At 64.6% G+C, this 12,433-nt stretch carries 12 protein-coding genes; 5 read left to right on the forward strand and 7 right to left on the reverse strand.

Annotation, left to right across the window (positions count from 1 at the left end; all coding sequences use genetic code 11):
- Positions 1 to 92: 92 nt before the first annotated feature.
- The 3 genes from ccsB to AC1D09_RS15490 all read right to left on the reverse strand — a co-directional run bounded on the left by ccsB (position 93) and on the right by AC1D09_RS15490 (position 4,524).
- Positions 93 to 1,469, reverse strand: a complete 1,377-nt coding sequence (gene ccsB / locus AC1D09_RS15480; protein ID WP_477661030.1) for a c-type cytochrome biogenesis protein CcsB — start codon at positions 1,467 to 1,469, stop codon at positions 93 to 95.
- Positions 1,466 to 3,676 (reverse strand): cytochrome c biogenesis protein ResB, encoded by a 2,211-nt coding sequence (locus AC1D09_RS15485; RefSeq protein WP_477661029.1) that lies wholly within the window; start codon positions 3,674 to 3,676, stop codon positions 1,466 to 1,468. Before AC1D09_RS15485 ends, ccsB begins: the two co-directional genes overlap by 4 nt.
- A gap of 173 nt (positions 3,677 to 3,849) precedes the next feature.
- Positions 3,850 to 4,524: a c-type cytochrome gene (locus AC1D09_RS15490; RefSeq protein ID WP_477661028.1), complete on the reverse strand. Its 675-nt coding sequence runs from the start codon at positions 4,522 to 4,524 to the stop codon at positions 3,850 to 3,852.
- A 211-nt stretch (positions 4,525 to 4,735) separates the two neighbouring features.
- On the opposite strand from AC1D09_RS15490, the gene yihA reads away from it, so the two are divergent.
- Complete coding sequence (yihA, locus tag AC1D09_RS15495; protein WP_477661027.1) at positions 4,736 to 5,470, forward strand: ribosome biogenesis GTP-binding protein YihA/YsxC; 735 nt, start codon at positions 4,736 to 4,738, stop codon at positions 5,468 to 5,470.
- A 43-nt stretch (positions 5,471 to 5,513) separates the two neighbouring features.
- Complete coding sequence (locus tag AC1D09_RS15500; protein WP_477661026.1) at positions 5,514 to 6,425, forward strand: alpha/beta fold hydrolase; 912 nt, start codon at positions 5,514 to 5,516, stop codon at positions 6,423 to 6,425.
- Between the two features lie 19 nt (positions 6,426 to 6,444).
- On the opposite strand, the gene AC1D09_RS15505 is transcribed toward AC1D09_RS15500, so the two are convergent.
- The gene (locus tag AC1D09_RS15505; protein WP_477661025.1) at positions 6,445 to 7,341 is read right to left on the reverse strand and encodes a lysophospholipid acyltransferase family protein; all 897 of its coding nucleotides are present in this window, start codon (positions 7,339 to 7,341) and stop codon (positions 6,445 to 6,447) included.
- Entirely contained in the window at positions 7,338 to 8,201 is an 864-nt protein-coding gene (locus AC1D09_RS15510; protein ID WP_477661024.1) for a lysophospholipid acyltransferase family protein, read from the reverse strand. The genes AC1D09_RS15505 and AC1D09_RS15510 overlap by 4 nt, the downstream gene beginning before the upstream one ends.
- Before the next feature lie 176 nt (positions 8,202 to 8,377).
- Here AC1D09_RS15510 and metK point away from each other — a divergent pair, with 176 nt between their 5' ends.
- Both metK and AC1D09_RS15520 read left to right on the forward strand, forming a co-directional pair.
- A complete protein-coding gene (gene metK / locus AC1D09_RS15515; protein WP_477661023.1) occupies positions 8,378 to 9,562 on the forward strand; it encodes a methionine adenosyltransferase in 1,185 nt (394 codons plus the stop codon).
- Between the two features lie 303 nt (positions 9,563 to 9,865).
- Positions 9,866 to 11,260, forward strand: coding sequence for a CHASE3 domain-containing protein (locus AC1D09_RS15520; protein ID WP_477661022.1), 1,395 nt, complete (start codon positions 9,866 to 9,868; stop codon positions 11,258 to 11,260).
- On the opposite strand, the gene AC1D09_RS15525 is transcribed toward AC1D09_RS15520, so the two are convergent.
- Together AC1D09_RS15525 and AC1D09_RS15530 are read right to left on the reverse strand one after the other, a co-directional pair.
- On the reverse strand, positions 11,245 to 11,451 hold the full coding sequence (locus AC1D09_RS15525; RefSeq protein WP_477661021.1) for a hypothetical protein: 207 nt from the start codon (positions 11,449 to 11,451) through the stop codon (positions 11,245 to 11,247). The two genes, AC1D09_RS15520 and AC1D09_RS15525, sit on opposite strands and share 16 nt — an antisense overlap.
- Before the next feature lie 20 nt (positions 11,452 to 11,471).
- Positions 11,472 to 11,681, reverse strand: coding sequence for a hypothetical protein (locus AC1D09_RS15530; protein ID WP_477661020.1), 210 nt, complete (start codon positions 11,679 to 11,681; stop codon positions 11,472 to 11,474).
- A gap of 371 nt (positions 11,682 to 12,052) precedes the next feature.
- Here AC1D09_RS15530 and AC1D09_RS15535 point away from each other — a divergent pair, with 371 nt between their 5' ends.
- Positions 12,053 to 12,343 (forward strand): co-chaperone GroES, encoded by a 291-nt coding sequence (locus AC1D09_RS15535; RefSeq protein WP_007872916.1) that lies wholly within the window; start codon positions 12,053 to 12,055, stop codon positions 12,341 to 12,343.
- The last annotated feature ends 90 nt before the right edge of the window (positions 12,344 to 12,433 follow it).

Below are 12,433 nucleotides of genomic sequence, written 5' to 3' on the forward strand. Positions count from 1 at the left end.
GCGTCCTTGATAGATCCGTTATGGCTTAGTCTGAATACGCGTCAGGTTCTTACACGGATTCAGCCGGGGCTTTATCAAAGACTCCCGACCGGCTACAAGGTTCCGTAGCTGTGCAGGCCCGAGAGGAACATATTGACGCCCAGGAAGGCAAACGAGGTGACCGCCAGCCCCACCAGGGCCCACCAGGCGGCAACCGTGCCGCGCAAGCCCTTCATGAGCCGCATGTGCAGCCAGGCCGCGTAGTTGAGCCACACAATCAGCGCCCAGGTTTCCTTGGGGTCCCAGCTCCAGTAGCCGCCCCAGGCCTCGGCGGCCCACAGGGCGCCCAGCACCGTGGCGATGGTGAAGAAGGCAAAGCCGACGGCAATCGCCTTGTACATCACGTCGTCCAGAATCTCAAAGCTGGGCAGGCGCGCGGCGATGCGCTTGCGGCCCAGCAGGATGCCGGCGGCGATCAGCCCCGACACCGCCAGGTAACCAACCCAGTAGTAGCTGCCGCCCACTTCGGCCGGCGACTTGCTGCGAAACACGATGGGCACAAAACACAGCACGACACCCAGCAGCCACAGCGGCGTAAGCCGGTACCACTGCTTTTCGTCGGCCTGCTGCTTGATCAGGTAAGACAGCGACACCATGGCGGCCAGCGAGAACATGCCGTAGCCGATGAAGTTGGCCGGCACATGCAGCTTCATCCACCAGCTTTTGAGGGCGGGCACCAGCGGCTGGATTTCATGGGCTTCGCGCACCACGGTGTACCAGAGCAGAAAGCCGACCGCGGCGCTGACCACCAGCATCACGAACGCGCCCAGCGCGCGCGTGTTGTACTGCGACTCAAAGTAGAGGTAGAAGGCCGCCGTCATCCAGCAAAACAGCACGAAGACTTCATACAGGTTGCTCACGGGAATGTGCCCGACGTCGGCACCGATCAGGTAGCTCTCATACCAGCGCACCAGCGTGCCGATCAGCGCCATGCCGACGGCCACCCAGGCGATTTTGGAACCCAGCGACTCCAGCGTGCCGCTTTGGCCTTTGGCGAACATCCCCAGCCAGTAAAAAATCGTGCTCATGAAAAACAGCACGCTCATCCACAGGATGGCCGACTGGCTGGAGAGGAAGTACTTGAGCCAGAACACCTGGTCGGCCCGCGCGAGATCGCCCTGGTAGGACGCAATGCCCAGCAGGGCGAAAGCGCTCACCACCACCATGAGCACCCGCAGCGGCCGCCAGAACCAGCCCATCGCGACGGCCGCCGGAATGGCCGCCAGCAGGATGCCTTTTTCGTAGACGTCCATGAACGCGCCGTAGCGCGCGAAGGCGTAGAGAAAACCCCCGGCAACCAGCGCGGCGAACACCCAGTCCAGCACATTGCGCCGGGCGAAATAGCCTTCGTTGAGGCTGAGCGTGTTGTCGCCGCCGGCCTTCAGCGTGGTGGTGTTCACCGCCGTGGTGTTGATGGTGGAGGTATTCATTGGGGAGCCTGCAACAGTTTCGTTTTCAACATCTCGAACTCCTTGTCGCCATCCATCGTTTTGCGGTTGGTGGACAAGGCCATGGTGGCCTGGCTGCTTACAGCTGATTCTGGCACTGAACCCACGCCATTGCCACCCTCGACCTGGGCACCGTCTTTGCCGCCCGGCGCCAGCCAGACCCAGACGCGGCGCTCGCGCACATAGAGCATGGCGAACACGCCCAGGATGAGCAAGGCGCAGCCCAGGTAGACAATGGTTTTGCCCGGGGCGCGCGCCACCTGGAACACGCTGGCCTGGACCTGGGTGAAATCCTTGAGCTCAAAAGCCATGGGCGCGGGATAGAAATGGGCGTCCGACAGGCTCAGCACCATCTGCGACATAAAGCCCAGGGTTTTTTCGTCCTGCGCCATGGGCTTGAGCCCGGCCTGCTCGCGCGTCATCTGGGCCAGCTCGAACAGCGCGCCGTTGAGGATGCGCACCAGGACCTCGCCGGCGCGGTTGCGCTCGGCCTCGGGCACATTGGCTTCCATGAAATCGGAAATCGCCTGCAGGCCGGCCGTGGTCTTTCCATTGCCGTTGGCCGCATCGGGGCCGCTGCCGGCAAACAGCGCCAGCGCGCGCGAAGCCGAGGCCGCAAGCTGCTGCGCCAGTTCGGGCCGATCACGGCCTATGGCCTGGCTGGCATAGCGCTTGACGGCCAGCTCGCGCTGGGCCGGATTGGCCAGCGCGGCGCGCAGGCGCAAGAAGGTGTCCATGCCGCCTTCGGCATCGACCGGGATGCGCAGGTACTGGAAGGGGGCCGAGGGCGTCTCGCGCACGCCCAGCAGGTAGACCGCCGGGCTGTTTTCGCCGGGGTCGGTCTTGACCGGCAGCATGTAGTTGTGGAACTCGCGGGCCTGGCCGGCGGCGTCGCGCAGCTTGTAGCTCACGCTGGGCCCGACGTTGCGCAGCTCTTTTTGCGTGACCGTCTTGTTGGCCGCGCCCAGCCGCGAATCGATGGCCTGGTGCAGGTCGACCTTGCGCACGTCGGCGCCCGAGCCGGCCATGCTGCCGCCCGAGGCGAAGTTTTCGACGTTGATGACGCGCAGCGCGGTGTACTCGAGCGTCAGTTTTTCGGCGCCCTCGCCCTGGCCGTTGCTCAGGCTGCTGGTGCCGCCTATCGTGCCCTGGATTTCAAACGGCTTGGTGGCCGCCGCCATGGGAATGGCCTTGAGCGTGACGCTGGAGCCGCCGTCGTCAAAGCTGGACTGGTAAATCTCGATGCCGCGATGGCGCGCCGGGTGGTTGACTTCCACGCGCGCCGGAATCTTCTCGCCGGTTTCCTTGTCGTGGATGATGATGTCGCTGGCGAACAGCTTGGGCATGCCGGTCGAGTAGTACTCGACGATGAATTTTTTCAGCTCGATGGAAAACGGCAGCTCCTGCAGCAGCACGCCGCCGGGCTGGTTCAGGATGGCGGTGCCGGACTGCGTGCCCTCGGCCACCAGCAGGTTGGCGCGAAAGGTCGGGTTGCTGTCGCTCAGGCGGTATTTCGCCGGCACGTCGGCGATCAGGCCGCCGCCGGTGTAGATGGACTTTCCGTTGAGCCACATCTGCGCGCGCACGATCATGTCGCCGTCCAGCAGGCCGCCCACGCACACCAGCACGATGGCGCTGTGCGCCGCGATGTAGCCCAGCTTGTTGGCCGCGCCCTTCTTGGCGGCCACCATCCAGCCGCCGCCTTCGGGCGTGCGGCGCTGCTGCAGCTTGACCTTCCAGCCGCTTTGCACCAGCGTCTGGCCGATGCGGCGCGCGGCGGCTTCGGGCGCTTCGGCCAGCGCGGCTTCGGCGCGGTGGCCGAAGGCCTTGAGGCTTTGCTCGCGGACGTTCTCCTTGAGCTGGCTCAGGTCCGCCAGGATTTTGGGCGTGTTGCGCGCGATGCACAGCGAGGTGGAAATGACCAGAAAGGCCAGGATCAGCAAAAACCACCAGGCGCTGTAGACGGTGTTCAGGCTCAGCAGGCTGAAGGCCTGGGCCCAGAACGGGCCGAACTGGTTCACGTAGTTGCCCAGCGGCTCCGCCTGCTTGAGCACCGTGCCGATGATGGACGCGATGCAAATCACCGTCAGCAGCGAAATGGAAAACCGCATGGACGACAACAGTTCCACCGACGCCCGCAAGCTGCGGGAGCCCCAATTGACCTTCAAACCCTGGGTGGAAACTGTCATGCTTTAAGTGGAACCGGATCGGCTGGCGGCAGCCTGCAAGGGAAAAAGAAAAAGGCGGGCCTTCATTAGAAAGACCCGCCTTGGTGTGATTGGTTTTAGCGGCTTGGGTTCAATACTGCAGTCGGCCTGCGTGTATTTTCGGCAAAAAAGCCCGCCTCCTGGCGGGCACCGGCTCAGCGCAAGCCGGCAATGTAGTCGGCCAGCGCGCGGATTTCGCGGTCGTTGAGCTTGGCGGCGACCTGGGTCATGGGGATGCTGTTCTTGCGGCCGCCGTCACGGAAAGCCGTCAGCTGTGTCACGGTGTAGTCGGAGTGCTGGCCGCTCAGGCGCGGGTACTGCGAAGGGATGCCGGCGCCGGTCGGGCTGTGGCAGCCCGCGCAGGCGGCGATCTGGCGGTCCTGCACGCCGCCGCGGTAGATGCGCTCACCGAGGGCGACCAGTTCCTTGTCCTTGGCGAAGCCGGTCTTGGCTTTTTTCGAGGTGGCCCAGTAGGCGATGTTTTTCATGTCATCGTCGGACAGCGCCGAGGCGAAGCCCTGCATGATGGGGTTTTTGCGCTTGCCGGATTTGAACTCCTGCAGCTGCTTGACCAGGTATTCGGGGTGCTGCTGCGCCAGCTTGGGGTTGGCCGGCGTACCGGAATTGCCGTCGGCGCCGTGGCAGCTCGCGCACACGGCGGTGAAGCTGGCCTCGCCCTTGACCAGGTCGGGTTTGGCAACCTTGGCCGGAGCCGCTGCGGCGGCCGGGGCGGCATCGTGCGCGGGTGCGGCGGCTTCGCCGGCGGCGAAGGACGATACGGCGGGCACGGCCAGCAAAGCGGCCAGGAGGGAAGTAACGAACAGCTTCATATCGGGGGTTTTAATTGGTTGGCGCACAAAACGTATAACTTTCTGATTTTACAATGGCTTCAGGGCACCCCCGATTATTCGGGGTCTTGCCGCGGCAAGCCGCCAGGAGTTCCCTGCCGGTTGACGGCCTCCCAAGCCCCGCCCACAGGGGCTTTGGCCCCTTTCAACGCATGCCGCCGGCATGCAAACGACCTTCAGGGACCGCCCGACCATGACCTCCGCACCGCCGCCCAAACCAGCTCCCGCCGCACCTGGCGCCCCCGATCCCAAGATCGCCATGGGCTGGCTGCACACGGCCAAGTTCCTCACCACCGCGCCCGAACTCAAGCACCTGCCGCGCGTCGACGTGCCCGAAATCGCTTTTGTGGGCCGCTCCAACGCGGGCAAATCCACCTGCATCAACACGCTGACGCAGCAGCACAGGCTGGCTTTTGCCTCCAAGACACCCGGGCGCACACAAAGCATCAACCTGTTCAGCCTGGGCAAGCAGGGCGTGATGGACGCGGTGCTGGCCGACCTGCCGGGTTACGGCTACGCGGCCGTGCCCAAGGAAGCCAAGTACCGCTGGCAGCAGGTGATGGGCAACTATTTGCAGACGCGCGACAACCTCAAGGCCGTGGTGCTGCTGTGCGACCCGCGCCTGGGCTTGACCGAGCTCGACGAAATCCTGCTTGACGTGATCCGGCCGCGCGTCGAGGAAGGCCTGAAATTCCTGGTGCTGCTGACCAAGTCGGACAAGCTCAACAAGACCGAGGCGGCCAAGGCGCTGTCCATTGTGCGACTGCAGGCCGGCGGCGGAGACGTCAAACTCTTTTCTTCGCTGAAGCGCCAGGGCGTCGAGGAAGTCGCCCAGCATTTGTGGGACTGGGCGCACCCGGCCGACCATGAAAAACCGGGCAGGCCCGCCAAGGATGCGCCCGACGACTTGCCTGAAATCAACGATTGAGGCCGGCCGGCGCTTTCGGCCCACGGATAGAAAGCCTAGCGCCATGATTGAAACCCGTTTGCAGGCCCTGCCCCACGGCATCACCCTGTCCTGCCGCACCAGCGGCGCCAAAGGCCGGCCCGTGCTGATGTTCCTGCACGGCTTTCCCGAAGCCGCTTTTGTCTGGGACGGCTTGCTCGAACACTTTGCCCGGCCTGAAAACGGCGGCTTTCGCTGCATCGCGCCCAATCTGCGCGGCTTTGAACAATCCAGCGCGCCCGCCGAGGCCGCCGCCTACCGGCCCAAGCACCTGGTGCAGGACATCGCGGCACTGATCGCACTGGAGGGTGGCCAGCTCGAATGCCTGGTGGCCCATGACTGGGGTGGCGCCGTGGCCTGGAACCTGGCGGCCGGCCATCCGGCCCTGATGAAAAAACTGGCCATCATCAACTCGCCGCATCCCGGCACTTTTTTGCGCGAGCTGCAGCATTCGCCGGCGCAGCAGGCCGCCAGCGCCTACATGAATTTCCTGATCCGCCCTGATGCCGAGGCGCTGCTGGCCGAGGACGACTTTCGCCGCCTCTGGGAGTTTTTCACCCACATGGGCGCGGCCGACGGCCCGCACGCCTGGCTCACCGCTGCGCTGCGCGAACAATACCGAGGCATCTGGCGCCAGGGCCTGACCGGCCCCTGCAACTACTACCGCGCCTCGCCGCTGCGCCCTCCCCGGCCGGGCCCGCCGCACAACGACCCGGCCGCGGCCGCCGTGACGATTCCGCGCGAGATGCTGGAAGTTCACCTGCCCACCCTGGTGCTCTGGGCCATGGACGACATCGCCCTGCCGGCGGCCCTGCTGGACGGCCTCGAAGACTACGTGCCGCAAATGACATTGCAGCGCATCGCTGGCGCGACCCACTGGATCCTCCACGAGCAACCGGCCTTGGTGACGGCCTATCTGCGGGATTTTTTGCGCTAGCGGCCGCGGGCCCGCCAGCTCAATACATCGAAGGGTCGCCCTCGGGCCGGGTCTTGAAGCGCTTGTGCACCCAGTAATACTGTGCCGGCATGGTTTCGATGTAGTCGCGCAGCCGCGCGTTCATGAGCGCAGTGTCGGCCACCGGGTCTTCGCTAGGGAAATCGCCCCAAGCCGGCAGCACCTGCACCTCGTAACCTGTGGCGGTGATGCGTGGCAGCAGCGGCAACACCTTGGCGCGGCCCAGCCTGGCAAAGCGCGAGAGCGAAGGCACGGTGGCGGTGGGCACGCCGAAAAACGGCACAAACACCGAATCGTCGGCACCGAAATCCATGTCCGGCAGCAAATAGAGGGGCTGGCCTTCGCGCAACGCCGCGACGATGGGCTTGACACCGGCCGCGCGGCCGAACAGCCGCAGGTTGCCGAAGCGCCGGCGCCCGCGCAGTATCCAGCGGTCCACCAGCTTGTTGGACTGGTCGGTGTAAATCGTGGTGGAAGGCCGCGGCATCTGCAGCGCCACCGCGGTCCAGGCCGCGTCCAGGCCCACAAAATGCGGCAGGAAAATCACCGTGGGCGCGTTGCCCGCGAGTTCCTCAACCGCGCCCGTCAGGTGCACGCGGCGCTGCACCCAGGCTTTGGGTGCGTGCCACAGCCAGGCGCGGTCCAGCCAGGCCTGGGCGAAGTACACAAAGGTCCGCACATTCAGGCGGCGCCGCTCTTCGGTGGAAAGCGCCGGGAAACACAGGGCCAAGTTGGTGTCCACCACACGCCGGCGCGCGCCCACCGCGGCATACAACACCCAGCCGAGCAGCACGCCCAGGCCGCGTGTCCAGGAAAGCGGCACCAGGGCCAGCAGCTGCATAAAAAGAATGCCGCCGCGGGTTACGAGCCGGCTGGCCATCTGGCGGACAGTCTTCACAGCGGTGCTTCCTTGCGTGGAGTCTTGTAGCGCGCATAGCCCCACAGGTACTGGCCGGGCTGGCTCAGCACGATGGCTTCAATCGCGCGGTTGATCTGCGTCACGGCCTGCAGCAGCTCAGCGCGCGGCTTGCCGGCATCGTCGGGTTGAACCCCTTGGACCGCCGGCCATATCTTGAGGAAGTAGCCGCTGCCATGCGGCAGGCGCTCGCAGCTCACCGGCAGCAGCACCGCCCCGCTTTGCAGCGCCAGCCGCGCCGCCAGGGTCATGGTGTAAGCCGGCCTGCCGAAAAAAGGCGCCCAGACACCCAAGCCCTCCGGCGGCACCTGGTCGGTCAGCAGCGCGACAGCCTGGTTGGCCTTGAGGGTTTTGTGCATCAGGCGTATGCCGCTCAGGGAGGCCGGGACCACCGTGAGGTTGGCGCGGTCGCGCGCCAGGCGCTCCAGCCGCGCCAGCCAGGCCTTGCGCGCGGGCCGGTAGATCGCGGTGATGGGGCCGTACAGCTCGGCCAGCGCCTGCGGGCCCAGCTCAAAGCTGCCGCAGTGCGGGCCGAAAAAAATCACACCGCGGCCTTGCGCGAAAGCGCTTTCGGCATGGGCCTGACCCTCCACGCGCACATTGCCCAGGCAGGATTCCGTGGCGGGCCGCATCCACAGCTTGGGCAGTTCGGCGATAAAGCGCCCGGCCTCGGCGATCGCCGGGCGGGCCAGCTCAAAGGGCAGGCCGGCCTGCGCCACATGGGCGCGGAACTGCGCGCGGTAGCGCGGGCTCAGCGCCCAGACCAGCCAGCCCAGCCCGGCGCCCAACGCATGCAGGGCGGCCAGCGGCCAGAGGGCGAAAAATCGGAACAACCAGGGCATTGATCAGGCAAAAGGGGTATTGATGGGTCAATCCAGCCGAAAAAGGGCTGTCTTATAATGAGTGCTGTCGCCGAGTTATTGAACAACTTGCAGGGCGACATTAAACCAAACTGCTAAAGCGTTCGCCGAAGCACCCCAGCCGGCAACGCGCCGACAAACTTCATGGAGTGTACGCAATGGCGAACGATTTTCTCTTTACATCCGAATCCGTCTCCGAAGGCCATCCCGACAAGGTCGCCGACCAGATTTCCGACGCGATTCTCGATGCGATCTTCAAGCAGGACCCGCGCAGCCGCGTCGCCGCCGAAACACTGACCAATACCGGCCTGGTCGTGCTGGCCGGCGAGATCACCACCAACGCCCACGTTGACTACATCCAGGTCGCACGCGACACCATCAAGCGCATCGGCTACGACAACACCGAATACGGCATCGACTACAAGGGTTGCGCCGTCATGGTCTGCTACGACAAGCAGTCCAACGACATCGCCCAGGGCGTGGACCACGCCTCCGACGACCACCTGAACATAGGCGCCGGCGACCAGGGTCTGATGTTCGGTTATGCCTGCGATGAAACGCCCGAACTGATGCCCGCGCCGATTTACTACGCGCACCGCCTGGTCGAGCGCCAGGCCCAGCTGCGCAAGGACGGCCGCCTGCCGTTCCTGCGCCCCGACGCAAAAAGCCAGGTGACCATGCGCTACGTGGACGGCAAGCCGCACAGCATTGACACCGTGGTGCTGTCCACCCAGCACAGCCCCGACCAGAGCGAAACCCCGCACAAGATGAAGGCCTCTTTCAACGAAGCCATCATCGAGGAAATCATCAAGCCGGTGCTGCCCAAGGGCATGCTGACCAAGGACACCCGTTACCTGATCAACCCGACCGGCCGCTTCGTCATCGGCGGCCCGCAAGGCGACTGCGGCCTGACCGGCCGCAAGATCATCGTCGACACCTACGGCGGCGCCTGCCCGCATGGCGGCGGCGCCTTCAGCGGCAAGGACCCCAGCAAGGTGGACCGCTCGGCCGCCTACGCCGCCCGCTACGTCGCCAAGAACATCGTGGCGGCCGGCCTGGCCCGCCAATGCCAGATCCAGGTGGCTTACGCCATCGGCGTCGCCAAGCCCATGAACGTCACGGTCTATACCGAAGGCACGGGCGTGATCTCCGACGAAAAGCTCTCGGCCCTGGTCAACGAACACTTCGACCTGCGCCCCAAGGGCATCATCCAGATGCTGGACCTGCTGCGCCCCATCTACGAAAAGACGGCAGCCTACGGCCACTTCGGCCGCGACGAACCGGAATTCACGTGGGAAAAGACGGACAAGGCCGCTGCGCTTCGCGCAGCTGCGGGCCTGTAAGGCCCCGAGCGAAGCGAGCTTGTCCGGCTTTCAGCGCAGGCTCACTTCGCGCAGCGAAGTTAAGGGCCAAAGGCCCGTGCCGAAGCTAAAGAACCGATAAAGCTGCTGCGCTTCGCGCTGCAGCCGGCCTGTAAGGCCGCCGGGCAAGGCGGCGTCCTACGCTGCAGCTGACCAAACGCCAGCAACATAGAGCCACCTTCGGGTGGCTTTTTCATGCCTGGCCGAAGGGCCGGTTTCTAGAATTTCGGGCAGGTTGCGCCCGGCCGGCGGCACCATTTCGAGAACGCCATCACGAAAGCTCCGATGCGAAGCACCCTCCACAAAATGGCCGTCAACGTCGCCTGCGCCTTGATCGCCGTGCTCACCCTGATCGGCATCAGCGAGCTGTCGTATGACAAATCCATGGATGCGATGGACGAGGTGGCGCAGGCCCACCTCACACGCAGCCATGTCCAGCGGCTGCTGCGCGACGTGCTCGATGCGGAGACCGGGCAGCGCGGCTACCTGCTGACCGGCGACACCATGTACCTGGAGCCCTACAAGGCCGCCATCGCGGACATCGGCCAGACGCAGGACCAGCTGCGCGAGCTGCTCGCCACCCGCCAGGATCTGGCCGGCACGCTGTCGCTGCTGGGACGCACGGTGCAGCGCAAGCTGGCGGAGATGGACCTGTCCATCCGCATGAAGAACGAAGGCAAGGACGAGGCCTGGCGTTTTGTCCTGACCACGGAGGTGGGCAAGGAGCAAATGGACGCCATACGCAACAGCGCCGGCCGGCTCATCGAAGAAACCAACCAGGACACCGCCAGGGGCTACGCGGAGGTCCGGCGTTCGCTGCTGCTCACGCGCATAGGCATCACCCTGGTGGCGACCGTCGCCTTTGTGGCCTTCTGGCTGTATTTGCGCCAGACCGCCGCCCTGGACCAGGCTGGGCAGCGCCAGCAACTGGCATTGCAGGCCGAGCGCGACCTGCTGAACGTCCAGGTCAAGGAGCGCACCAGTCGGCTGGCCGAGCTGGCCACCCACCTGCAGCAGGTGCGGGAACAGGAAAGAGAGCACCTGGCGCGCGAACTCCACGACGAGCTCGGCGCGCTGCTCACGGCCGCGAAGCTCGACATCACGCGCATCAAAGCCAGGCTGTCCGGCGAAAACGGCGACTTGCCGGCCCGCATCGAGCACCTGATTGAAACGCTCAACAGCGGCATCGCCCTGAAGCGGCGCATCATCGAGGACCTTCGCCCTTCCTCGCTGTCCAACCTCGGGCTGCTGCCGGCCCTGGAAATCCTGACGCGCGAGTTCGCCCAACGTTCGGGCTTGAGCATCGTCACCAACCTGGAGCCGGCGGAACTGGACGAAACCGTACAGCTGACGGTCTACCGGCTGGCCCAGGAGGCCCTGACCAATATTGCCCGCTATGCGCAGGCGCAGAACGTGGAAATCAACCTGCTGAGCTACAAGGACTACATCATCGTGACCGTGCACGACGACGGCCGGGGCTTCGATCCGCAAGCCGTGCAGGCATCCAGCCACGGCCTGCAGGGCATGCGCCACCGGGTGGAGGCCTCGGGCGGCCACCTGGAGATCAACACAACCCAGGGCACGACCATTTCGGCCACGCTGCCGCTGCTGGTGCGCCGGACCGCGGCGGCGCATGTGGCGGGCGGCGCGACTGAAGGCCCGCCTCAGCCGCGCGTGTAAGGCGTCTTCCCGACATGCGGGGTATGGCCCAGTTCCTCGGAGGGCTGGCCATCGGCCTTGGGTTCGGGGATGGTTTTGTTGGTGCCTTCCCGGCCGAAGTCATCGGAGGGGGTCTTTTTGGGCCGGCTCGCGGGAATTTTTGTGCCGCCGGCACGAGGGCTTTCCGGCGTGGCGCTGGTTTTAGATTTCATCGCCCGTCCGCCGGAATCCATCAGGTGACAAAACTGCTGCAGCTTGTGGCGCAGCCGGGCCCACCCGCCGCCTGAGGCTTTGCCGATACCACCGGCAGGCCGAAATCCTTGCCGGACACCGGAAAAGGCCAGGGATGGCGCGAGCGGACCGGCTCGGCCGCAGGCTCCCGCGCCGGGCGCATGGCGCGGCTGTCCTGGGCTTCTTCGCGTGGAAAACTGTCTAAAAACATGGTGATGCCGGGTCCGGCCCCTGAATGAAGAGGATTTGACTTTAGGGGCCGGCATGGGTGGCAGGTCGTCAGCGGCAGAGGAATTCGGTGTAGGACAAGCTCGGATCGGGCGCACGCCCGGCATCCAGGCCAATCCCTTGGCGCCGGGTGGCAACGGGGGCCCAGCCCACGCCACAGCGTCCCGCTGCACACTTGAAAACAGGATTTTCCAGCGCGTCGCCTTGAAAACGCCCCGAATTGCCCCTATGATTAGCACTCGATGGTATTGAGTGCTAACAAGGCCTCATCAATCCACCAAAGTTAACAAGCACCCACTTTACGCGGGTGCTTTTTGATTCCCCAAACCCAGTGTTCTCAAACAAGGAGCTCTCATGAAACTTCGTCCTTTGCACGACCGCGTGATCGTCAAACGCGTGGAAAACGAAACCAAAACCGCTTCCGGCATCGTCATTCCCGACAGCGCCGCTGAAAAGCCTGATCAAGGCGAAGTGCTGGCCGTTGGCCCCGGCAAAAAGAACGACAAGGGCGAACTGAGCCCCGTGGGCGTCAAAGTGGGCGACCGCGTGCTGTTCGGCAAATACAGCGGCCAGACCGTCAAGGTCGACGGCGACGAACTGCTCGTCATGAAAGAAGAAGACCTGTTTGCAGTGGTTGAAAAATAATTCGCAATGCGAATTATTTTCGTCGAGGCTAACTTTGCGAAGCGAAGTTAAGGGCCGAAAGGCCCGGCCGGAGACAAAAGTAAATCTTCA

This window comes from Polaromonas sp. P1_A2 (assembly GCF_056406895.1).

Coding starts and splice junctions, on each gene's coding strand:
- ccsB (WP_477661030.1), bottom strand. CDS start 1,469: ATGAATACCTCCACCATCAACACCACGGCGGTGAACACCACCACGCTG.
- AC1D09_RS15485 (WP_477661029.1), bottom strand. CDS start 3,676: ATGACAGTTTCCACCCAGGGTTTGAAGGTCAATTGGGGCTCCCGCAGC.
- AC1D09_RS15490 (WP_477661028.1), bottom strand. CDS start 4,524: ATGAAGCTGTTCGTTACTTCCCTCCTGGCCGCTTTGCTGGCCGTGCCC.
- yihA (WP_477661027.1), top strand. CDS start 4,736: ATGACCTCCGCACCGCCGCCCAAACCAGCTCCCGCCGCACCTGGCGCC.
- AC1D09_RS15500 (WP_477661026.1), top strand. CDS start 5,514: ATGATTGAAACCCGTTTGCAGGCCCTGCCCCACGGCATCACCCTGTCC.
- AC1D09_RS15510 (WP_477661024.1), bottom strand. CDS start 8,201: ATGCCCTGGTTGTTCCGATTTTTCGCCCTCTGGCCGCTGGCCGCCCTG.
- metK (WP_477661023.1), top strand. CDS start 8,378: ATGGCGAACGATTTTCTCTTTACATCCGAATCCGTCTCCGAAGGCCAT.
- AC1D09_RS15520 (WP_477661022.1), top strand. CDS start 9,866: ATGCGAAGCACCCTCCACAAAATGGCCGTCAACGTCGCCTGCGCCTTG.
- AC1D09_RS15525 (WP_477661021.1), bottom strand. CDS start 11,451: ATGAAATCTAAAACCAGCGCCACGCCGGAAAGCCCTCGTGCCGGCGGC.
- AC1D09_RS15530 (WP_477661020.1), bottom strand. CDS start 11,681: ATGTTTTTAGACAGTTTTCCACGCGAAGAAGCCCAGGACAGCCGCGCC.
- AC1D09_RS15535 (WP_007872916.1), top strand. CDS start 12,053: ATGAAACTTCGTCCTTTGCACGACCGCGTGATCGTCAAACGCGTGGAA.